The following is a 21,794-nucleotide window of genomic DNA, read 5'->3' as shown; positions in this document are numbered from 1 at the left end:
CAGGCTCGACTCCGATGAGTGAACGCGCCCAGGCCATATGCGCCGCCGCCGTCACAGGCGCGCTTGTGGGGGCCGCGATGGTGTCCACCCGCGCGGTGTCGAGCGACGTGTCGCCCGAGACGCTGGCTTTCCTGCGTTATGCCATCGGGGCGCTCGTGCTTGCCGCGCCCATGCTGCGGCGATGGTCTGTACGGTTCACGGCCAAGGATTTCTGCGCGGTGGCGGGCCTGGGCATACTGCAATTCGCGCTGCTGATATTGCTGTTGAACTACGCGCTGGCCCGGCTGCCGGCCGCCACTTGCGCGCTGGTGTTTTCCACGCTGCCGCTGGTAACGCTGTGCCTGGCGATTGCCACGGGACGCGAGCAGTTCAGCTGGCCACGGCTGATCGGCGCGGTCGTGGCGGTCTCGGGGATTGCGCTATTGCTGCAACCCTCTGCCGCCGCGGTGGGCAGCGCCGCAGATGGCTGGGCATGGGCCGCCTTGTTGGGCGCGACCTTCATCGGCGCGGCTTGCAGTCTTTTATATCGTCCGTACCTGCGTCGCTATCCATCCATGTATGTCAGCGTGGTGGCGATGCTGGTGTCGGTCTTGTTCCTGGCGGGCGTCTGCCTGGCGCGAAGCGCGCCATTGCTGCCCAGCCTGTCCGGCTTTCAATGGGCGAACGTGGTGTTCATCGGGCTTTCCAGCGCAGTGGGCTATTTTTGCCTGCTGTGGGCGCTGAGCCGCCTGGAGGCAAGCCGGGTAATGTCGTTTCAGGCGCTGGCGCCGATCACGGCAGTATTGATCGAGCTGCTGAGCGGCTCGTATCCGCTGACCTGGCGCCTGATGGGGGCTTTTGTTCTGGTGTTATCGGGCGTCTGGTTCGGCACGCATGAACGGCGCGCGAGCGCCGCTTGACTCTGCCTCTGGAGCATCAAACCGTTCAGATTTCTGGATTGATCCGGGCGCGCGTCTTCTCGTCCAGGATGCTGCGCACCAGCGCAAACAAAGGATCCGCGTCGGTGTGCTTCTGGCCGTAGGTCAGATTGAACCCATAGTCGAAATCCGGCGGATTCAAACCCTGCGTGTGCTGCAGGATGGTTTCCAGCTTGTCCAGGGCCTTGACGGCTTTGGCTTCCGGCGTGGCGGCATCCTCATATTCCTGCCAAAGCGCCAGGATTCCTGCGCGCTGTTGCTCATCCAGGGAGCGGGTCAGGTGCAGCAGGTCGGCTTTCTCCTGTTTGGCCTTGTCCGGATGATGGTGTTTCTCGATCGCGGGTACGTCTCCATGGATGGCCTCGCCCAGATCGTGCAGCACGCACAGCTTCAGAACCTTAAGCATGTCCAGGCCGGCCAACTCGTCTTCGAAGGCCATGGCCATCAGGCACAGGCGCCAGCTGTGTTCAGCCGTGCTTTCGGGGCGGCCGGTGGACGTGAATCCGCTACGCAGCACGCTCTTGAGTTTTTCGGCTTCCTGCAGAAAAGCCAGCCGGCCTTTGATGTTCTCGATATTCATTTCAATTCCAACCCAATGCGGCGCGGCCATGGGCCGCGCCGGCCATCACAAGGTCGGCTGCGGAATGGGGATATCCTTCGATATCAGGTCGCCGTCTTGAATCCTTGTGTCGCACCCGGAGCTAAGGCCCCACTTGGTGACCGTGCCGTCATCAATCCTGAACTTCTCCGTGCATCGGTAGATGGTGTTGTTGATGATGCCACGGACGTATTCGTACGAAATGATCTTGCCGCCGTTGGACAAGGTATAGCTGTTGGTGGGCGGCCCCCATTTGGAAACCAGCTTTTCTTCGCTTTCGCCAACCCACGATTGCATCATGTCAGCCCTGGTTTCCTGGCGTTCATTGTTGATCATATTGCCTAGCGGGGAACCCGCGCACCCGGCAAGCAGTTGAGCCACAAGAACCGTCAAGATTAGCTTCTTCATTTATTTTTTCCCCTGGGATCGGCCTGACATGGCCGTGGATTGCAAAGACAGCAGTTCGCAGTGCGGCCTAGCGGCAAGATTCCTTCGGCAGATTGAACCCGACCTTGACGCTGGTCGCGATCACGTTCTTGAAAGCTGCATCGGCGACGCTGTTGTAGCGGGCGTCGCAATTGAATTTGTTATTGAGCAGGTAATCCTTGCCTTCCGCCTTTTCCATCTGCGTGGCCCATTTCTCGGCTGCATCCAGCGCTTGGTCTCCGGCCTGTACAAAGCCCAGCATGATTTCCATGCCACCGGCTGCGCGAGGCGCGGTCCAGCTTGCGTACACCCAGGGATCGGCGGCGTTGCCGCAGTCGGTCAGGCAATCTGCCGTATACGTCAGGTCAGCGCCAAAGGCGGCGGGGGTGAGTTTCTGCCCCTGCTTGGGCGCATATTCGCCTATGAAGCTGGCAAGGTCGGGCTTGCAGGTTTCAGAGGGTTCCATGCTCAATGCCGATACCTTGCCCGACTGGATCGTCGCGGTGATCAGGCAGCCCTGCACGTCGAACACGCGATCGTCGCCATAGGATTCCTGCGGCGCGCCGGCTATCGTTTCGAAATGCGCCTGGCTCTTGCCCAGCATTTTTCCATTGAAGACTTCCTGCACGGTGGCGGCCTGCGCAATATTGCCGCCGGCCATCAGCAGCCCCATGGCCAAAACTCTGAAATACATACTGGATCAGGCTCCGTCGAATATGGGTTTTGCCGCGGGCCAAACCTCGCGCGCAAACGGAGCGTATTCAAACATAGATGGCACTGCACGGATGGGCAAAAAATCGGTAATTCACCGGCATACGCCTGCGGATACTTCGCATTCACTGGAAGCCGCGGATTCAAGCAGTAACAACTGTGCCAGCGGGGCAACAAATTATCACGTTTACGATACGGCCCTGGCAGATCGCGGTATGACCGGCCTCCGATTAGCGCTTAGGCGCGAATATCACCTTGACCGGCGCCCCCTGCTTGACCGTGCTGGCCCAGGGGCCATTCTTCGGCTCGAACGCGGGATGCCAGGCCCTGAGTTCCGTATCGGAAATCCATTCAAGCTGCAGTTGCTCGTCAGGCGTATACGACCGGAACTGCGTCAACGCCACGATGAACGCATTGCACTTTTCCGACACGCCGGTCTCGACCACGGATACCTGGGTCTGCTCGTCCCAGGTCAGCGACCCGCGCTGCGGGCATTTGCGGACCTCGACGTGATACTTTCCGCCAGGCGAAGGGAGATCGGCGATGATTTTGTCGGGACCGCAAGCCGTCAGCAGCATGGACGACAGCAATACCAGCGGAATGCTTTTTTTCATTGAAAAGCCCTTCTGACCGTGAAGGAGGTCGATCCGTGAAAACCTGCGCATGATACCTTGCGACCTTGCGCACCGTTGAAGCCTGAAGCGTTCACACATGGACGATCGATGAACACACCTACGCAATACTGCAGCCAGAAGTTTGCCCTCAAGCCCTGGGGGCTCGCATGCCGATAGCCCTGGCCGATCTGGAGCAAGGCGTCATGGAACTGTTGCGCGCACAGCCCGCGTTCGCTGGCTGGAAGAAAAAGGGCAAGCGTTGCCTGTGGCGAGCCTGCGGCGAATTGCAGCAAGGCGTGGAACTGATCCGCTACAAGGGCTCGTTCGACGACGCGCAGCACGTGTCCTTGGGCGTTTACGTATCCTTTCCGTATGAAAAGGAATGGCCGGTTTACGTGCCGGCAGAAGTCTGGAACAAGGGGCGCATGTACCGCCGCGCCTATTTGAAGCCAGTTGCCGGGCTAATCCTGGAACCTACGTTGGGCAGCGGCGCGGTGCTCAAGATCAGCGATGCCCGGGGCATGGAGGAATGGCTGACGACCTTGGCGACGGATATTGAAAACCATCTTGCGCCCTGGTTTCAGCGATATGCGACGTTGGAGGAAGCATGGTACGAGTATCGGATTCCATCCTGGCGTCTGATTGCGGCAGGCCTGAATCCGAATGAAGGCAACGCCCGCAAGATTTCGCGGCAAGAAAACGGCTGATAAAGACGTAATGGGCCAATAGCGATCATCATTGTTACTTTTTGATTTATTTTTTCATAAAAAGCCGCTTTCAATCACCACCTGTGCCGTGGATCAGGCATCATCGCCCCCTTCGGCGGGCCAGTCCCGCACATGTCTTCAGGTGCCCTCTTGCAATCCCTCTTCTCGATCCGCCGCGACGTCCGCGCCCTGGTTCAGTCTCGCGCCTACGCGCAGCTCGACGCCTATTACGCCGACCTGGAACAGCAAGACTGGGCCGATACTGAAAACCCCGGCGCGCCCTATTTCGAGGCGGCCAATTCCGGCACCCTGTTCGACTACTCGACGGTGTCGTACCAGGACGCCTCGGACTTTCTGCAAGCCTGGATCGCCGCCCGCCCGGACTCGTATCACGCGCAGCTGGTGATGGGTAATTTCTGCTACGGCCGCGCGGCAGACATACGCGGCTATGGCTGGGCGGACAGCGTCACGCAGGACCGCTGGCTGGGCGCGGCGCTGGCTTGCGAACGTTCTGCCGCCGCCTTGCTGCAGGCGATGGCGCTTTCCGCGCGTCCGATTGCGGCCTGCGTGACGATGATGCAGCTAGCCGCCCATTTCAAGGAGCCGTACTGGCTGCGCGCGCTATTCACGGGCAATCCGCCCGAGACCTTGGCACATGACGACATCGAGGAAGAAGGCTTGATGGATGCGGCGCTGGCGCATTTGGCCTCCGTGGGCGTACCGCGCCTGCAAGAGGCGCCGCAAACCCTGCCCGCGTGGTTGGCACCGCGCGCCGAGCATGAAATTGAGCAAGCAAAGGACTATTGGCTGCTGCGGGCTCTGGACCTGCGGCCCGGGCATCTGGGCGCGCTGACGGCCTATGCGCAGTACCTGCAACCGCGTTGGGGCGGCAGCTACGAGGACATCGACGGCATGGCCAGCGGCCCGCTGTGCGCGGCGCTGACGGAGCCGCAACGCAATGCGATCCGCTGGATCGGGATTTATGACTCGCTGGACAGCTATCCGGAGCCGGACGACACGCAGGCCGTGGAAGAGTACCGCCGCGTGTTCGATTCGTTCCTGCAACGCGAGCTGCGGCCGACGGAGCGCGGCATGGCCTTGGGCTACTACGCGCAGTTCGCCAGCTATTCGCTGCAGGACCAGGCCCGCGCCCGCGCACTGCATGGCCAAAGCGTAGCGGCGTTCGGGCCGAACGAGTATTTCGCGCAGGTGGACGGGCCGTTCCGCAGCTTCGCCCACGTGAGCATCATCCATCACCAGCCCGACGACGATGGCGCATTCAAGCGCGTACTGGAACGCATGTGCGGTTGGGACCAGGTGGCCACGGCGCATGCGCTGGCGGCGGTGGCGCATCAGTTCGGCCGTTGGGGTTTTGCGCAGAATCCCGCGCGTGCGCAGCAGCTGCTGGACCGTGCGGCGGTGCTGGCTGCTGACCAGATGGACGACGATTTCAACGTGCTGGCGGCTGCCGCGATGCTATGGGATGGCGGCGACCATGAGCAGGGCTATTTCCTGTCGCAGCAGCTGGCGGATCGGCGTGTGCCGGACGCCGCCTGCAGCATGTACGACATTCACCGGGGCTTCCGCGACAACACGCCCGACAGTTACCTCGACAACGAAGTGCGCGACCAATGGCTGGCGCGCGCGGTCGAGGACGGTTCGCCGCTGGCCAAGTACAACATGGCCCATCGCAATATCTTCGACGGCGAGATGGACTTCTCGCGCCGCGAGAACCTGGACCGGGTGCTGTGGCTGCTGCAAGGCGCGCGCGAGGAACCGCGCGCGGAGGCGCTGGCTCGCCTGCGCATCGGCGTGCTGTTGCGCGACCATGGCACCGAGCAGGAGCAGCAGGAAGGCGTGCGCGCCTATCTGCGCCCGCTGGTCGAGGAAGACGACGACTGGCGCGCCGGGCGCGCCAGCGCGGAGATCGCCCTGGCCTACACGCACGGCCGCGGCGCCAAGAAGAACCGCTTTGCCGCGATCGAATGGGCGCAGCATGCCTGCCGCCTGCAGCCGGACGACGAGGACATCGAAGACATCCAGGCCCAGGTGATGAACTCGCATAGCCTGGTCAAGACCATAGGCACGGTGTTTGGCGCCTATCTGGGCCGCGGCGGCGTATCGGCCGAAGACCTGCCGCCCAAGCCGGCCGCGCAGTAAGCATGGCGCGCGGCAGCCTGTCGGGACTGAAGCTGTCTGCCCGGCTGTGGCTGGGCGATGCCGCCTTGGCAGGAGCGGGCGTGGCGCTATGCACGGCGCCCGCGTGGCTGTATGCAGCCTTGCCGGGCGTGTTGGGCGTGGCCGCCGCCGCGCTGGCCCTGCCCCTGCCATTCGCGGGCTGGGCGATGCTGCGCCTGCCTTTCGCCGCGCGCCCGCCGGGCGCTGAAGACGGCATCCGCCTGCAAGCCGAAGACGCGCCGGCGCTGTTCCGCGAGATCAAGCAAGTGCGCGCCCGCCTGGGTGCGCCGACGCTGGACGCCGTCTACGTGAACGGAGAGTTCAACGCCAGCATCCGGCAGCACCGGCGCCTGCTGGGCCGCACACGCAACGTCCTATGGCTGGGGCAGCCGCTGCTGGAGATGCTCTCGGCCGAGTCCTGCCGCGCCATTCTGGCGCATGAATGCGCGCATATCGCGGGCAGCCACGGGCGCTATGCCAGCCGGGTGTATTTCGCACGCCTGCAGTGGCAGGAAGCCGCAAGGCAGCTGGAACGGCGCAAGGGGCTGTCGACGGGGCCGCTGCGCCTTTTCATGAATTGGCACGTGCCGCGCTTTCTGGCGGCGAGCCTGGATTTTGCGCGGGAGTGCGAGTACGAAGCCGATGCGCAATCGGCGCAGGCCTGCGGCGCGGATGCGGCCGTGAACGCGCTGCTGGCCGTGTCCTTGCAAGGCCGGGCCTTGCGCGAGTATTGGCCGGACGTGTACGCACAAGCTTCGGACGCACAGCCGCCCTGTCCACATGCGCGGCTGGCCGGCGAGGCTCAGTTGGCCTATCCCCGCGACGAAGCCGAAGCGCAGGCCTGGCTACATCAGGCGCTGTGTCTTCCGACCGCCGATGACGACACGCATCCTTCCCTGTCGGACCGTCTGGCCGCGCTGCATGCAGCCACAGCCAGCCCCCTGCCCTGGCGCCGCGCCTCGCCGAACGCCGCTGAAGCATGGCTGGCCGACCAGCGCCTGCCGCTGGCCCGTGCGCTGGACGAATCGCAGCGCGACGCCATCGAACAGGGCGCCCGCGAGGCGCAGAACGAACGCGACGAAGCCATTGCCGGCCATCATGAGCTGCTGCGCAAGCAACGCCTGCGCGCGCTGTCGGCCGACGAACGGGCGCGCATGGCCTGGTACGCCGACACGCTGACGGATGACGCGGACGGCGCCGCCGCCATGCTCGAACAGAATCTGCAGGATCATCCCGGCCACCTGCCCACGCTGTGCCAACTGGCCGCGCTACAGCTACGCCGGGCTGCCCATAAGGCCGGCGACGAGACTACGCGCCTGGAGGCAAGCGCCGAGGCGCTATGGCGGCAAGCCATCGACCAACCCGGCCCCCATCGCCTGCCCTGCCTGCGCCTGCTGACGGCGGCGGCGCTACGGCGGGGTAATGCCGGCCAAGCGCAAGCCTGGCGGGTAGAGGCGGACAAGCTGGAGCGGCAGCTCCAGACCGAAGACGTCCACGCGCGCTACCAACCGCATGGCCTCGGTGAATCCGAACTGCGCAAACTCGCCGACACGCTGGATCCGCTGCTACGCGTCGCCACCGGCGTCTGGCTGCTGCGCGAAGCCGGCAACGGCCATCTCGCGCTACTGGTGTTGGCGCAGGACTCGGCGTGGGCGCGCGCCATCGGCAAGCTGACGGGCGAACAAAGCTATTTGCGGCGCGATTGCGAGATGCTGCTGGCGCGGCTGCTGCCGCGCCTGCGACAGCCTGTCGAACCGGTGCTGATGGAAGCCGGCGATCCATTGCTAAGCCAGTGCACGCAAGCCTGCCTTCTGCACCAAGCCAGCGCCTGAGCGGTTCAAACACCGAACGCCGCGCCATGCCCCAGCGCTGCAATCCGCAACAGTATTGCTATCGGTTGTGGGAACCCGACAATGCTCTGCGCATGAACAGCTGATTAAGCGCACATCGCGCAAGGCCATTGATCTGCATCAATCGCACCCGGATTTTCCAGCACTAATCTGAACCTGACCTCCTTTGCAAAACCCTCGTTCGTGCATTTCCAGACCATGTGCTGAATCCGGAGGTCCAAGCTGCTCTGCCATGGAACAGAACTACTGAGGCTAGGCATTCTTTTTTGTCGGTTCGATCTGCCATGCGCGTTGCCTGTACGTCCCCCCTCCCCCTCGGTCTCGCCTGCCGCCGCGCCGCCTCGCGCGCGCGCCCGGACGCCGTCCATTTCCGGCCTCTGATCGGAATCGCTTCGGTTCCCTGATCGCCCGGCACTTTCATCGCATGCCCATGGCTCCCGTTTGAATGAACGGGACGCCACAGATTCCTGCGCGCCAGAATATGTCCCTGTTTGTTGTTGTAAAGACAACGATAAACGGGCTTATTCTTATTGCCTGCCCTTGCCGATGGTTTCACGCACCGGCAAATTCAATTGGCAGGCATTACGCGCAGACGATCACTTCACTGAATTTCTTTTGAATAAGTGAGTAGAGAAGATGCAGCCCTTGTCACCAATTGACGTCCGCTTGTCATTCAAGCTTTCCAGCGCATTCCTGGTCGCGCTGGGCGCGTTCCCAGCCTATTCCCAGACCATCGATGGCGGATCGATAGTCACCGTTCCCGGGTCGCAGAGTTCGCCCTGGAACCTGGGAGCCAGTTCCCTCACGGTAGGCAACACCAGCACCGGCACATTGCAGATCGGCGCGACCGGCGTGGTGTCCAACGGATCCGGCTTCATCGGCCGGCAGGTTGGCAGCACCGGCCACGTGACGGTGAGCGGCGCCGGGGCGCAATGGACGAACAGCGCCGGCCTGTCCGTAGGATTCTCAGGCACGGGCACGCTGGGTGTTTCGAACGGCGGTGTCGTCAGAAGCACGACCAACACCTATGTGGGCGTGGCGGCGGGCGGCACCGGCACCGTCACCGTAAACGGCCTGGGATCGCAGCTGAACAGCACCGGTTTCATGCGCGTGGGCCAGACTGGCAACGGCACGCTGCATATCAGCGACAGCGCGGTCGTGAGCAATGCGGCCGCCATTGTCGGTTACGACCCGGGCAGCGTGGGCGTGGTGACGGTCAGTGGCGCTGCCACACAGTGGAACAGCAGCGCTCAACTCAGCGTGGGCGCTTCGGGCAATGGCGCCGTGACCATTTCGAACGATGCCGTGGTCAGTGCGACCAGCGCCGTGGTTGGCGGAGCGGCCAGTTCGCAAGGCGTCATCAATATCGGCGCTGCCGCGCTGGCCGCTGCGGCGGCCCCTGGCACGCTGACGTTGACGGGCCCCAGTCCCAGCCTGACGCTGGGCGCCACGGGCGGATTGGTGTTCAACCACACCAACACCGTGGGCTATGTGTTTACCCCCGGCATCACCGGCGCGGGCAAGCTCAGCACCTACAACGGCACCACGATACTGACCGCCAACAACAATTACACGGGCGGCACCACGATAGCCGGCGGCACGTTGCAATTGGGCAATGGCGGCACCAGCGGCGCCATCGTGGGCAACGTCGCAAACAACGGCACCCTGAACTTCAACCGTACCGACAGCGTGACCTTCGCAGGCCTGATCTCGGGCAGTGGCGTGGTCAACCAGAATGGCACGGGCGCCACGATACTGACGGCCAACAACACCTATACCGGCGGCACCGCCATCACGGCTGGCACCTTGCAACTGGGCAATGGCGGCACCACCGGCGCCATCGTCGGCAATGTGGCGAACGATGGAGCGCTGGTGTTCAATCGTTCCAACACCCTGGCCCTCGCCGGCCAGATTTCCGGCAGCGGCTCGGTCAGCCAGATCGGCACCGGCACCACCGTGCTGACGGGCGACAATACCTACACCGGCGGCACCACAATTTCTGCTGGCACGCTGCAACTGGGCAACGGCGGCGGCTCCGGCGCCATCCTGGGCAACGTGACCAACAATGGGGCGCTGGCCTTCAATCGCTCCGATACCGTGGCATTTCCTGGCCTGATCTCCGGTAGCGGCGCGGTCAACCAGATCGGCGCCGGCACCACCATCCTGACGGCGGACAACACCTACACAGGCGGCACCACGATCTCGGCCGGCACGCTGCAACTGGGCAATGGCGGCACTTCCGGAGCGATCCTCGGCAATGTGGTCGACAACGGCGCGTTGGCCTTCAACCGCTCTGACGTCCAGACTTTCGCCGGCCAGATATCCGGCAGCGGCGTGGTCAACCAGATCGGTACTGGTACCACGATCCTGACGGCAAACAACACCTACACCGGCGGCACCGCGATCTCGGCAGGCACGCTGCAACTGGGCAATGGCGGCACCACGGGCGCCATCCTGGGCGACGTGGCGAACAATGGCGCGCTGACCTTCAACCGTTCCGACGTCCAGACCTTCGTCGGCCAGATTTCCGGCGGCGGCGTGGTCAACCAGATCGGCACAGGCACCACCATCCTGACGGCAGCCAACACCTACACCGGCGGCACCACGATTTCGGCAGGCGCCCTGCAGCTGGGCAATGGCGGCACTACTGGGTCCATCCTGGGCAATGTGGTCGACAACGGCGTACTGGCCTTCAATCGCTCCGATACCATGACGCTGGCGGGCCAGATATCGGGCAGCGGCGTGGTCAACCAGATCGGTACTGGCACCACCGTGCTGACGGGAAACAACAGCTATACGGGCGGCACCACGATTGCCGCAGGCACCCTGCAATTGGGTAGCGGCGGCGCCTCGGGCGCCATCGTAGGGAACGTGGCGAACAATGGCGTCCTGGCTTTCAACCGCTCCGATACCTTCGCACTCCCTGGTCAGATCTCTGGTAGCGGCGCAGTCAATCAGATGGGCGCTGGCGTCACCATCTTGACCGCAGACAATACCTACACGGGTGGTACCACGGTCTCGGCCGGCACGCTGCAGCTGGGCAATGGCGGCACGTCGGGCGCCATCCTGGGCGATGTCGCGAACAACGGCACACTGACGTTCAACCGCTCCGACTTCCAGACCTTCCCCGGCCAGATTTCCGGCAGCGGCATGGTCAACCAGATCGGCGCGGGCACCACGATTCTGACCGCCGACAATACCTACACCGGCGGCACCACGATCTCGGCGGGCACGTTGCAACTGGGCAATGGCGGCGTCACAGGCGCCATCCTGGGCGACGTCGAGAACAACGGGGCGTTGACCTTCAACCGCTCCGACGTCCAGACCTTCGCTGGCCAGATAACCGGCAGCGGCGCGGTCAACCAGATCGGCGCCGGCACCACCATTCTGACCGCCAACAATACCTACACCGGCGGCACCACGATTTCGGCGGGCACACTGCAACTGGGCGACGGCGGCGCCACGGGCGGTATCGTGGGCAACGTGGCCAACAACGGTGCGCTGAGCTTCAATCGCTCTGACGCGGTCACGTTCGCCGGTTTGATCTCCGGCAGCGGCACGGTCAATCAGAACGGTTCCGGCGCCACTATCCTGACTGCGCAGAACACCTATGGCGGCCCCACCAACGTCAATAACGGCGTGCTGCGCGCGGGCGCGGCCTCCACGCTCAGCCCGAACTCGGCCGTGAACGTGGCAGCAGCGGGCACGCTTGACCTGAACGGCTACAGCCAGACGGTGGCCGGCGTGACCAATGCCGGCCTCATCAACATGGGCACCGCCACCACGCCAGGCACCACGCTCACGACGCCGAACTATGTCGGCCAGGGCGGCAGGATCGCGATGAACACCTTGCTCGGCGGAGACGGCTCGCCGTCGGACCGGCTGGTAATCAATGGCGGCACGGCCTCCGGCTCGTCTTCACTGATCGTCACCAACGCCGGCGGCGCGGGCGCCGTGACCACCGGCAACGGCATTCTGCTGGTCGATGCCGTCAATGGCGGCACTACGGCCGCTAGCGCGTTCACGCTCGGCAACGCCGGGGGCTACGTCGCCGCGGGTCCTTACGCTTATACGCTGCAACGCTCCAGCGTGGACGGCAGCGGGCTGCAGAACTGGTACCTGCGTTCGACGGTAGATTGCGCCGCCGCGCCCAGCAATCCCGCCTGCAAGGACCCGGAGCCCCCGGTTCCGCCGAATCCGCCGGTTCCTCCGGTGCCGCCCAACCCGCCCACGCCCGTGCCTCCCGCGCCGCCCAACTACCGGCCCGAAGTCTCTACGGCCGTAGCGACGCCGGAGTTGGCCTTGCGCTACGGCTCGACCTTCCTGGACTCACTGCATGAGCGCATCGGCGAGGCGCGCTATGCCCTGCCCTCCACCCCCGCCGGCAGCAATTCCCTGGTGTGGGGTCGCGTCATCGGCGTAACGGGCGAGCGCAACGGCAGCAACTCGGGCATCCTGGGATCCCGAGGCCCGGACTACGACTACAAAATCTATGGCCTGCAATCCGGCGTGGACCTCTACCGCCGCGCCAACGCCAACGGCAGCATGGACCATGCCGGCGCCTACGTGGCCTTCGGTCGCGCGACGGCCGACGTCGACCATCTGGACGGCCGCTCGGCCGGCCAGGCGGCCATGAACGGCGTGACGCTGGGCGGCTACTGGACGCATATCGGCAAGGAAGGCTGGTATGTCGACGCCGTGATCCAGGGCACGCGCTACGACGTGGACAATGGCCGCTCGCCGGCGGGCTACAACCTGGACACACGCGGCTTCGGCTTCGCGACCTCGCTGGAAGGCGGCTATCCGTTCCGCTTGAACGACGAATGGGTCATCGAACCGCAGGCCCAACTGGTGTTCCAGAACGTCAATCTTAACGATGCCAACGACGGCGCGGCCAAGATCCGCTTCAAGGACGTGGACAGCCTGAGGGGCCGCCTGGGGGTGCGCCTGGCGCGCACGGTGGAACTGGATCCCGGACCGGACGGCAAGCGGGTCGCGACGACCTGGGTGCGCGCCAGCCTCGTCAACGAGTTCCTGACCAACCCGACCACGGAGTTCTCGTCGCAGAACGGCTATGTGCCTTTCCAGGCCGACATGAAGGGCGCGTCGGTGCAGCTGAACCTGGGCGCGGACGTGGGCGTCAAGCGCAATGTCTCCGTGTACGGCAGCGTGGGATCGGAGATCAGCCTGAGGGGCGACGGCCAGAACTTCAACGGCAAGCTGGGCGTGAAGATCGCGTTCTGAAGCGCAAGCCCGCGGATCGGACGTATCCCGCCCGATCAGCGGACCGCCTTACTCGATCAGCGGAACCGCAGGTGCCGCCGCTGCAATTCAGCAACGGTCCTGCACCCCATCAGCTTCATCGCCCGCTCGATCTCGACCCGCATCAGTTCCAGCGCCCGCTCCACGCCCGGCCGGCCGGCGGCCGCCAGCGGAAACAGGTAGTAGCGGCCCAGCCCCACGGCCTTGGCGCCTAGCGCCAGCGCCTTGAGCACATGAGTGCCACGCTGCACGCCGCCGTCCATCATCACGTCGATGCGGTCGCCAACCGCGTCGACGATTTCCGCGAGCTGGTCGAAAGCGCTGCGCGAGCCGTCCAATTGGCGGCCGCCGTGGTTGGACAGCACGATGCCGGTGCAGCCGATGTCGGCCGCGCGCCTGGCGTCTTCCACCGACATCACGCCCTTCAGGCAGAACTGCCCGCCCCATTCCTGCACCATGGCGGCGACGTCGTCCCAGGTCATGGCCGGGTCCAGCATGTCGGTGAAGTAGCGGCTGATGGACATGGCGCCGCCGCCCATGTCGACGTGGGTGTCCAGCTGCGGCAGCCGGAAGCGTTCGTGGGTTAGGTAATTGAGCGCCCAGGCTGGCTTGATGGCGAACTGCGCGATGCCGGCAAGATTGAGCCTGAACGGAATGGCGAAGCCGGTGCGCTTGTCGCGTTCGCGGTTGCCGCCGGTGATGCTGTCCACGGTCAGCATCATGACCTGCACGCCGGCTTCCTTGGCGCGGGCCATCATTTCGCGGTTCAGCCCGCGGTCCTTGTGGAAGTAGAACTGGTAGACCTGGGGGCCGCCGCTGATCTTGCGGGCTTCTTCCAGGCTGACGGTGCCCAGCGAGGAGACGCCGAACATGGTGCCGAACTTGCCCGCGGCGGCGGCCACGGCGCGTTCGCCGTCATGATGGAACAGCCGCTGCAAGGCGGTGGGCGAGCAATAGACCGGCAGCGCCAGCTTCTGGCCCATGACGGTCACCGACATGTCCACTTCCGCCACGCCGCGCAGCACATCAGGCAGCAGGTCGCAGGACTCAAAGGCCGCGGTGTTGCGCCGATAGGTGGTTTCATCGTCGGCCGCGCCGTCGATGTAATTGAAGATGGGGCCCGGCAGCCGCTGGCGGGCCATGCGGCGAAAGTCGTGGAAGTTCTGGCACTGATGCAGACGCATGGGTGGACCTTTATCGACACTACACGTACAGACAGCCTGAGCCCCCGGATGGAGCGGGAGGAATTGTAGACCGATAGCCACATTTCCAAGGACATCAAAATGGACCCCAGCGCAGATCGTGTTAAATGCGGGCTTTCGCCCTACGAACGGAAGTACTCCGCAATGCCTCACCTCCTGCTCAAACCGGCCACGCTGATCGCGGCCGCCGTCCTGTCGCTGCCCGCCGCAACCGTCTCGGCGCAACAGAACCTGGAGCGCGCCACCTCCTTGGCCCAGATCCACGCCATCATGGAGTATTGCGAGGTGCTGACCCCCGAACTGCTGGAGGTCCTGAAGAAGCGGCAGCAGTCCGCCACGCGCGAGTCCGGCGTGTCGTCGCTGGTGTTCGATGCGGAGTATCTGCGCGCCTACGCCAAGGCGCGCAAGGACATGGCGGATTTCGGGGAGGAAGAAAAGGAGCTGACCTGCCAGCCCATGCGGGCCATGGCAGGCAAGGACTGAGCCCTCATTGCCACGCACCCGAAGTGGCTGCGCGGCGCCTTGAAACATGGCGCCGGCAAGCGTAGTCTGACACCGCTGATTCTTCCCCCCACTGCCATAGCCGGGAGCGATTCATGGCGCAGAAAGAACGACATAAGGGCCGCTTGATAGATCACATCGGGCTGGTGGTGCGCGACCTGCCCGCCAGCAAGGCGTTCTACACGGCGGTCTTCAATGCGTTGAAGATTCCCATCGGCGGTTCCGACGGCCCGGACTTCTGGACGGACGAGCTGTTCATTTCCTCGCGCGGCAGCGCCGAGGTGCAGGGCGAACTGACCGGCCGCATCCATCTGGCGTTCCAGGCGGAAGACCGGACCATGGTGGATGCCTTCTACCAGGCGGCGTTGGCGCATGGCGGCCGGGATAACGGTCCGCCGGGCGAGCGCGCAAACTACCATGCCGGCTACTACGCTGCGTTCGTGCTGGACCCGGACGGCAACAATATCGAAGCCGTCACCCGCGCGGGCGCCCAACGCAGCGCGGCGTCGGTGCGGATCACCTACTGAACGCGCCGCCGGCGCCCGGGGCTGGACGTCATGCCGCGCCCCGCGGCGCCTGGATCATCTTCCAGCCATTGCCCGCCGGATCGCGAAAACCCGCGTCCACGCTGCCGTAGCGTTCGATGGGTTCCTGCGTGAACTCGACGCCCAACGCCTGCAGCCGGGCATGGTCTGCGCGGCAGTCGGCCACATGCAGGACCAGAGGCGGCATCGCGCCTTTGGCGACCATGGCACGCAGCGTCTGCGCCGTGGCCTCGTCGTGGATGGGCGGGCCGGGCGCAAACAGGCCGAGCTGAAACGAGGGCTGATCCGGATGCTGGACCGTCAGCCACCGGTACGGCCCGTTGCGCACGTCCGTATGGACGCGGAATCCGAGCTTGTCCACGTAAAACGCCAGCGCCGCGTCCTGATCATCCACGTATATACCCGCCACGTTGATGCCTGAGTTCATGAGACCTCCTTGGTTGATGGCGGAAATTTACCGTCGGTCTCGCGGCGGCGCTTCTCCAAAACAGCGATGTTGAGGTCGGGGCGCTGCGCGGCCTTCGCTACGCAGCCGGGCATGCTGTCCAGTGGCGGCGTCCCCGCCCGCGCCTGCACCCGCATGGCGCTGGGGCTGAGCCCGGTGACGTCGCGGAAAATGCGGCTATAGGTGCCGAGGCTTTCCCACCCGGTCGCATAGGCGATTTCCGTGACGCTCTGCTCCGTGTCCCGCAGCATGGCCACGCTTTGTTCGATACGCCGCGTCAACAGGTAGCGGTGCGGAGGCAGGCCGAAGGCGCGCTTGAAGGAGTGCGCGAAATGGGCCTTGGAGATGCCGCTGACCTCGGCCAGGCGCTCCACCGGCCAGGCTTCGTGCGAGGCCGCGTCCATGCGGTCCTTGACGCGCAGCAGGCGGCGCAGCAAGCCCGGATCCTGCTGCGCGCCCGCGCCTGGCGCGGCTTGCGCCAGCAGCGTTCCCAGCTTCAGCAAGGCGTCTTCCTGCACCGTGCTATAGCCCACCACCACACCCGACGCCAGCTTCACCTTGCGGCAGAAGTCCGCCACCGGCTGCATGCCCACGCCCGCGGCCCGCGCCGCCGCCACGGCCTGCCCCACATCCCAGCCCGAGGGCAGCCACCACAGCAGATGAAAGCCGGCGTGTTCGCCACCGACGCGCAATGCATCGCTGCCGACGGCCTGGCGCAAGGCGCGCAGCAGGGCGTCGCGCCGGCGCGCGTACACGCCGCGCGCCTTGCGCACGTGGCGCGCGAAACTGCCGTCCTGCAGGAACGCGGCCAGCGTCATTTGCTCGATGATGCTGGGCGAGCGCCCCGCGCGGCGACGCGCCTGCACGAAAGCGGGCGCCAATTCCTTGGGCACCACCGCATAGCCGATGCGCAGCGCGTTGAACAAGGTCTTGTTGAAGCTGCCGCAATGGATGACGCGATCGGCCGTATCCAGGCTTTTCAGGGCGGCCAGCGGCGCGCCGTCGTAGCTGAATTCGCTGTCGTAGTCGTCCTCGACGATCCAGCAGCCGGCCTGCGCGGCCCAGTCCAGCAGCTCCAGGCGGCGGGACACGGGCATGGTGGCGCCGGTAGGCGCCTGGTGGGCGGGCGTGACGTGCACGAGCTTTACGCCGCGCTGGCGCCGGGCCTGCGCAACCGGAAAGCCCCCGGCATCGATGGCCAAGGGAACGATGTGCCGCGTGTACTGGCCGAAGATCGGTTCGGCATTCAGGTAGCCCGGATCCTCGATCAGCACCTTGTCCTGCGGCTGCAGCAGGAGATGGCCGCAGAGGTCCAGGCCGTCGCGGATGCCGCCCAGGACGATGACCTGCTCCGGATCGCAGCTGATGCCGCGCGCCGCGCCCAGATAGCGGGCGATCTGCTCGCGCAAGGGGCGCCAGCCTTGCGGTTCATCGTTGGCAAGCTGGGCCGGCGTGACGCGCCGCGCGCTCGCCATCAGCCCCTTGCGCCAGCGTTCCATGGGGAAGAGCGCGGCGTCGGCGCTGCGGGAGTAGAACTGGGAGTTGGGCTGCAACGGCGCGTAGATCGCGGCCATATGCGGCGCGGCCCCAGGCGGGCTGACAGCGGGCGCGGGCTGCGGCTCGCCTGCTTGCGTTGCCGGCCGCGGCTCCGGGGCCTGGGACGTTGCGGCGCTCTCGCCCGGCAACCCCGCCCGGAAAAAGTTGTCCGGAATCACCGCCGCCACGTATGTGCCCGAACCCACCGTGCCCGCGGTATAGCCTTCGCTGCGCAATTGATCGTAGGCAGCCTCGACCGTGGAGCGCGCAATGTGCCAGCGCGCGGCCAGGCTGCGCGTGGACGGCAGGCGCGCGCCGGACGGCAGCGCGCCCTTCAATATGCGTTCGCGGATCTCGCGGTAGACCCAGGCCTGCTTGGACTCCCCTGGCCGCGCGGCGTCCATCGGCAGGTCCAGGCTGGCTTCCTGGCGTTTCGCTCCTGGCTGCCCCGCGGAAAGTGGCTTGTTCATATTGAGAGAAATGGCTCTATTTCATGTAGCCATTCTATCGGTAGATTGGCTGCCTGAGCCCCATGCGGGGCAAATTTCCTGGAACCCGCCATGACCGCCACTGCGCCCTGCCACACCATCACCCTGGAGACCGGCCCCTTCTTCACGGACGGCACGACCTCGATCCTGGAGGCGGCACTGGCCCAGGGCATACCCGTACCCTTCTCCTGTCAGCGCGGGGCCTGCGGCTCATGCCGCGCCGTGGTCATGGATGGCAGCTATGAACGCATAGCGCCGCCCGCGGACGGCGGCTACCAGACGGCCAGCGACGAACTGCTGATGTGCCAGTGCCGCGCCGCCAGCGACCTGACGCTGCGCTTCCCGCATTGGCGCGCCCCCGAAGAACCCAGTCCGCCGCGCCGCGCCCGCGTCGCGGCGCGCCTGCCGCTGGCCCCGGACGTCACCCAGCTCATCGTCGAAATGCAGGGCGAGGACGACTACGGCTACCTGCCCGGCCAACATGCCCGACTGATCCTGGACGGCGGCGCCCGCCGCAACTTCTCGATTGCGAATGCGCCCGGCGTGGCGGGGCCTGCCCGGCTGGAGTTCCACATCCGCCGCATGCCCGGCGGCGCCTTCACCGATGGCATCCTGCCCGGCCTCCAGCCCGGCGACATGCTGACCCTGGACGGCGCGCAAGGCAGTTGCACCTGGCCTGCGGAGATGCCTGCCGGCATCGACCACCTGGTGCTGCTGGCCACCGGCACGGGCTATGCGGGCGTGGCTCCCATCCTTATGGCAGCGCTGCAAAGCCGCGCGCTGAAGACGGTGACCTTGTACTGGGGCGGACGCACGCCGGACGATTGCTACGCCGGGCAGATGCTGGATGCCTTGCAGGGCAAGGGCGACGGGTTCCAGTGGCGTGCGGTGCTGTCCCAGGCCGATCGCGCAGATGGCCAGCCCCGCCACGTGCAGGACGCAGCCATCTCCGCGGACCACGACTGGTCACGCAGCCTGGTCTACGCCTGCGGCAATCCGGCAATGGTGCAGGCGGCCCGCGACCGGCTGCTGGCGGCCGGCCTGCCCGCCGACCGCTACCGGTCCGAGGCCTTCCACCCCGCGGCGGGAGGCACGGCCGGCGCCGCGCCGCGGCGCGAGGCGCATCCCTGGGAGCGCCTCAGTCCGCGCTACACGCTCGCAGGCATCCTCGACGCGCGCCAGCGCTCCATGCAGGCGGTGGCGGAAATCGCCGCGCTGATGCGCCCCGGCATGACCACGCGCGAGGCCATCGCAGTGGCGGACGAGCACTTGCGCCGGATGGGCGCGTCCAACAACTGGCACCCGACCTATGTGCGCTTCGGCCCGGATACGCAGTCCCCGCCCGTCCAGCGCACCGACTATGACCGCAAGCTGCAGGAACATGACATCTTCGTGCTGGACATCGGCCCGGTGTGGGACGGCCACGAGGGCGACTATGGCGACACCTTCGTGCTGGGCGCCGATGCAGACCGCCTGCGCTGCGCCGAAGCCGCGCGCGAGGTCTTCCGGCGCGCCCGCCTGGCGTGGCTGGAAGGCCTGACGGGCGCCGCCCTGTACGACCGCGCCTCGGAATATGCGCGCGAGCTAGGCTGCGAACTGGTGCGCGAGATTCCCGGGCACCGGGTATCGGATTTTCCGCATGCGCTGTACGGCAAACATCTGCTGGCGCAGGCGGACTTCGTACCCGCCGACGGCATCTGGGTACTGGAGATCCAGGTGCGGGATGCAGAGCGGCCGATGGGCGCGTTCTACGAGGACGTGTTGCTGCGCTAGCGCGGCGGGCGCGAAGCCCGCGCCTTACCCCCGCTGGCTCAATGCCCGGCTGATCCGGTGCTTCGACACGGTGGTCTTCGGCACATGGAACGGGAACCAGCTGCGCACGTCCTCGTCCAGCCCGATGCCGTGCATGTAGTTGTAGATGGCCTTCTTCAGCGCACGGCCGAGCGCATCGTGATCCACGCCGGTAGGGTCATGGAAGCCGATGTCGTTCTTGGCGAAGGTGATCGGCGGCAGGGGCTTGAGGGTAACGCCGTATTCCTCGGGGTTCTGTCCCACCGGTGAATGCACCGTACAGGCGAACCGGTGGAAAAAGCCGCTCTGGATGCAGCCGTTGTCGAACAGTTGCCGCACGTACTCCAGCGCGTCCACGGTGTCCTGCACGGTCTGCGTGGGAAAGCCGTACATCAGGTAGGCATGCACCAGGATGCCGGCGTCCGTGAAGGCGCGCGTGACCCGTGCCACCTGGTCGACCGAGACGCCCTTCTTCATCAGGTTCAGCAGGCGGTCCGAGGCGACCTCAAGGCCGCCCGACACCGCAATGCAGCCGCTGTCGGCCAGCAGTTCGCAAAGCTCGGGGCTGAAGGTCTTTTCGAAACGGATGTTGCCCCACCACGAAATACCGGTATCGCGCGCGATCAGTTCGGTCGCAAGCGCCTTGAGCGACTTGGGCGGCGCGGCCTCGTCGACAAAGTGGAAACCGGTCTGCCCGGTTTCGCGCACGATGGCCTCGATGCGGTCGGCCAGCACCGCGGCGGATGCGCCTTCGTAGCGGCCGATGTAGTCCAGGCTGACGTCGCAGAAGCTGCATTTCTTCCAATAACAGCCATGCGCCACGGTCAGCTTGTTCCAGCGCCCGTCGCTCCACAGCCGGTTCATAGGATTCAGCATGTCCAGCAGCGACAGGTAGCGGTCCAGCGGCAGCCCATCCCAGGTGGGCGTGCCCACCTCGGCGAAAGCGATGTCGGGTTCGACCATGTTGACGTAGCGCACCGCGCCCGTGTCCGCGTCGCGCAGGAAGGTGCGCACCAGGCGCTGGCGCGAGCGCTTGCCCTGCAGGTGCTCCAGGAGCGACAGCAAGGGACGCTCGCCCGCGTCCAGGGTCACGTAGTCGAAATAATCGAAGACCCGCGGGTCTTTCAGTTCGCGCAGTTCGGTATTGACGAAGCCGCCGCCCAGCACGGTGACGATGCCGGGATCGTGCGCCTTGATGGTCTGGGCGATGCGGAATGCGGCATAGACCGCGCCGGGGAACGGCACGGACAGGAGCACCACGGTGGGCGTGTGGCGGGCCAGCGCTTCCGAAGTCAGGCTGCGCAGCATGTCGTCCACCAGCGTGGGCGGCGCCGCCAGCGCCTGGGCCAGCGGATCGAAGGTGGGCTGGCTGCCCGCCAGCGATTCCGCGTAGCGCACGAACTCGAAACGCGGATCCACCGCGTCCCGCAGCACATCGGCCAGGTCGTTCAGATACAGCGTCGCCAGGTGCTTGGCGCGGTCATGCAGGCCCAGGGCGCCGAAGGCCCAGCCCAGCGGATCGCCGCCGTCTTCGTCCAGGTACACGTCCAGCGAACTGAAGCGCGGCCCCTCGGGCAGGAAATGGCGGCCGACGATGCGGTGCGCCAACGTCGAATCGCGGCCCTGCAGGAAGGCGATCACAGGCCCGATGGTCGCCAGATAGCGCGCCTGCTGCGCCACGAAGGACTGGACCGCGGGACTGTGCTTGTTCGCCGGCAAGGCAGCAACGCGTTCCGCCACGGCGCGCAGGCCGTCGGCCGACAGCAGGCGCAGCACCAGGGCCAACGCCAGATCTTCCTGGAACGAGGTCACCTCGCGCGACCGCAGAAAGCCGGTCAGGTAGGCGGTGGACGGATACGGAGTATTGAGCTGGGTCATCGGCGGGATGACCGACAGCACGCGTAAAGGCAGAGAGGACATGAAGCACGGCAAGATTGCCGTCAAAGCGGGGATCGGGGCCATTATAGGCAGCGTGGCAGAACCAGACCCGCCGCCCGGCAACAACCGGCGGGTTGGGCCGGAC

The 21,794-nt window shown here is 65.5% G+C and carries 16 protein-coding genes; 8 read left to right on the top strand and 8 right to left on the bottom strand.

Annotation, left to right across the window (positions count from 1 at the left end):
• The first annotated feature begins 14 nt into the window (after window positions 1–14).
• The gene (locus DXK93_RS23670; protein WP_119451297.1) at window positions 15–899 is read left to right on the top strand and encodes a DMT family transporter; all 885 of its coding nucleotides are present in this window, start codon (window positions 15–17) and stop codon (window positions 897–899) included.
• 25 nt (window positions 900–924) lie between these two features.
• Here the strand turns inward: DXK93_RS23670 and DXK93_RS23665 are convergent, their stop codons facing one another.
• The 4 genes from DXK93_RS23665 to DXK93_RS23650 all read right to left on the bottom strand — a co-directional run bounded on the left by DXK93_RS23665 (window position 925) and on the right by DXK93_RS23650 (window position 3,266).
• On the bottom strand, window positions 925–1,497 hold the full coding sequence (locus DXK93_RS23665; protein WP_119451296.1) for an HD family hydrolase: 573 nt from the start codon (window positions 1,495–1,497) through the stop codon (window positions 925–927).
• 45 nt (window positions 1,498–1,542) lie between these two features.
• Entirely contained in the window at window positions 1,543–1,923 is a 381-nt protein-coding gene (locus tag DXK93_RS23660) for a hypothetical protein (protein ID WP_119451295.1), read from the bottom strand.
• A gap of 67 nt (window positions 1,924–1,990) precedes the next feature.
• Complete coding sequence (locus DXK93_RS23655; protein ID WP_119451294.1) at window positions 1,991–2,635, bottom strand: hypothetical protein; 645 nt, start codon at window positions 2,633–2,635, stop codon at window positions 1,991–1,993.
• Between the two features lie 247 nt (window positions 2,636–2,882).
• Window positions 2,883–3,266, bottom strand: coding sequence for a hypothetical protein (locus DXK93_RS23650; RefSeq protein ID WP_054456281.1), 384 nt, complete (start codon window positions 3,264–3,266; stop codon window positions 2,883–2,885).
• Between the two features lie 203 nt (window positions 3,267–3,469).
• Here DXK93_RS23650 and DXK93_RS23645 point away from each other — a divergent pair, with 203 nt between their 5' ends.
• From DXK93_RS23645 to DXK93_RS23630, 4 genes are all read left to right on the top strand, one after another.
• Entirely contained in the window at window positions 3,470–3,973 is a 504-nt protein-coding gene (locus tag DXK93_RS23645) for a hypothetical protein (protein ID WP_233564597.1), read from the top strand.
• Window positions 3,974–4,123: 150 nt separating this feature from the next.
• A complete protein-coding gene (locus tag DXK93_RS23640) occupies window positions 4,124–6,133 on the top strand; it encodes a DUF4034 domain-containing protein (protein WP_119451292.1) in 2,010 nt (669 codons plus the stop codon).
• Between the two features lie 2 nt (window positions 6,134–6,135).
• Entirely contained in the window at window positions 6,136–7,983 is a 1,848-nt protein-coding gene (locus tag DXK93_RS23635; RefSeq protein ID WP_119451291.1) for a M48 family metallopeptidase, read from the top strand.
• A gap of 684 nt (window positions 7,984–8,667) precedes the next feature.
• Complete coding sequence (locus tag DXK93_RS23630) at window positions 8,668–13,245, top strand: autotransporter-associated beta strand repeat-containing protein (RefSeq protein ID WP_158598571.1); 4,578 nt, start codon at window positions 8,668–8,670, stop codon at window positions 13,243–13,245.
• 56 nt (window positions 13,246–13,301) lie between these two features.
• On the opposite strand, the gene DXK93_RS23625 is transcribed toward DXK93_RS23630, so the two are convergent.
• Window positions 13,302–14,447: an alpha-hydroxy acid oxidase gene (locus DXK93_RS23625; RefSeq protein WP_054456279.1), complete on the bottom strand. Its 1,146-nt coding sequence runs from the start codon at window positions 14,445–14,447 to the stop codon at window positions 13,302–13,304.
• 162 nt (window positions 14,448–14,609) lie between these two features.
• Between DXK93_RS23625 and DXK93_RS23620 the strand changes: the two genes are divergently transcribed.
• Window positions 14,610–14,948: a hypothetical protein gene (locus tag DXK93_RS23620; RefSeq protein ID WP_119451289.1), complete on the top strand. Its 339-nt coding sequence runs from the start codon at window positions 14,610–14,612 to the stop codon at window positions 14,946–14,948.
• Between the two features lie 113 nt (window positions 14,949–15,061).
• Window positions 15,062–15,493: a VOC family protein gene (locus DXK93_RS23615; RefSeq protein ID WP_119451288.1), complete on the top strand. Its 432-nt coding sequence runs from the start codon at window positions 15,062–15,064 to the stop codon at window positions 15,491–15,493.
• Between the two features lie 28 nt (window positions 15,494–15,521).
• On the opposite strand, the gene DXK93_RS23610 is transcribed toward DXK93_RS23615, so the two are convergent.
• Window positions 15,522–15,938: a VOC family protein gene (locus DXK93_RS23610; RefSeq protein WP_119451287.1), complete on the bottom strand. Its 417-nt coding sequence runs from the start codon at window positions 15,936–15,938 to the stop codon at window positions 15,522–15,524.
• The gene (locus DXK93_RS32540) at window positions 15,935–17,962 is read right to left on the bottom strand and encodes an aminotransferase class I/II-fold pyridoxal phosphate-dependent enzyme (protein ID WP_119451286.1); all 2,028 of its coding nucleotides are present in this window, start codon (window positions 17,960–17,962) and stop codon (window positions 15,935–15,937) included. The genes DXK93_RS23610 and DXK93_RS32540 overlap by 4 nt, the downstream gene beginning before the upstream one ends.
• Window positions 17,963–18,052: 90 nt before the next feature.
• Between DXK93_RS32540 and DXK93_RS23600 the strand changes: the two genes are divergently transcribed.
• A complete protein-coding gene (locus DXK93_RS23600) occupies window positions 18,053–19,753 on the top strand; it encodes an NAD(P)H dependent flavin oxidoreductase family protein (protein WP_119451285.1) in 1,701 nt (566 codons plus the stop codon).
• A 24-nt stretch (window positions 19,754–19,777) separates the two neighbouring features.
• Here the strand turns inward: DXK93_RS23600 and DXK93_RS23595 are convergent, their stop codons facing one another.
• The gene (locus tag DXK93_RS23595; RefSeq protein ID WP_199728326.1) at window positions 19,778–21,691 is read right to left on the bottom strand and encodes a radical SAM protein; all 1,914 of its coding nucleotides are present in this window, start codon (window positions 21,689–21,691) and stop codon (window positions 19,778–19,780) included.
• Between the last annotated feature and the right edge of the window lie 103 nt (window positions 21,692–21,794).

This window comes from Achromobacter sp. K91, assembly GCF_003576205.1.
GTDB classification, from domain to species: domain Bacteria; phylum Pseudomonadota; class Gammaproteobacteria; order Burkholderiales; family Burkholderiaceae_B; genus Achromobacter; species Achromobacter aegrifaciens.
The sequence above is the reverse complement of the archived record's forward strand: the minus strand, read 5'-3'. Positions and strand labels throughout refer to the sequence as shown.

Bases quoted from the DNA above. Each gene is read 5' to 3' on its own strand.
- DXK93_RS23670 (WP_119451297.1), top strand. From the start codon at position 15: ATGAGTGAACGCGCCCAGGCCATATGCGCCGCCGCCGTCACAGGCGCG.
- DXK93_RS23665 (WP_119451296.1), bottom strand. From the start codon at position 1,497: ATGAATATCGAGAACATCAAAGGCCGGCTGGCTTTTCTGCAGGAAGCC.
- DXK93_RS23660 (WP_119451295.1), bottom strand. From the start codon at position 1,923: ATGAAGAAGCTAATCTTGACGGTTCTTGTGGCTCAACTGCTTGCCGGG.
- DXK93_RS23655 (WP_119451294.1), bottom strand. From the start codon at position 2,635: ATGTATTTCAGAGTTTTGGCCATGGGGCTGCTGATGGCCGGCGGCAAT.
- DXK93_RS23650 (WP_054456281.1), bottom strand. From the start codon at position 3,266: ATGAAAAAAAGCATTCCGCTGGTATTGCTGTCGTCCATGCTGCTGACG.
- DXK93_RS23645 (WP_233564597.1), top strand. From the start codon at position 3,470: ATGGAACTGTTGCGCGCACAGCCCGCGTTCGCTGGCTGGAAGAAAAAG.
- DXK93_RS23635 (WP_119451291.1), top strand. From the start codon at position 6,136: ATGGCGCGCGGCAGCCTGTCGGGACTGAAGCTGTCTGCCCGGCTGTGG.
- DXK93_RS23625 (WP_054456279.1), bottom strand. From the start codon at position 14,447: ATGCGTCTGCATCAGTGCCAGAACTTCCACGACTTTCGCCGCATGGCC.
- DXK93_RS23620 (WP_119451289.1), top strand. From the start codon at position 14,610: ATGCCTCACCTCCTGCTCAAACCGGCCACGCTGATCGCGGCCGCCGTC.
- DXK93_RS23615 (WP_119451288.1), top strand. From the start codon at position 15,062: ATGGCGCAGAAAGAACGACATAAGGGCCGCTTGATAGATCACATCGGG.
- DXK93_RS23610 (WP_119451287.1), bottom strand. From the start codon at position 15,938: ATGAACTCAGGCATCAACGTGGCGGGTATATACGTGGATGATCAGGAC.
- DXK93_RS32540 (WP_119451286.1), bottom strand. From the start codon at position 17,962: ATGAACAAGCCACTTTCCGCGGGGCAGCCAGGAGCGAAACGCCAGGAA.
- DXK93_RS23600 (WP_119451285.1), top strand. From the start codon at position 18,053: ATGACCGCCACTGCGCCCTGCCACACCATCACCCTGGAGACCGGCCCC.
- DXK93_RS23595 (WP_199728326.1), bottom strand. From the start codon at position 21,691: ATGTCCTCTCTGCCTTTACGCGTGCTGTCGGTCATCCCGCCGATGACC.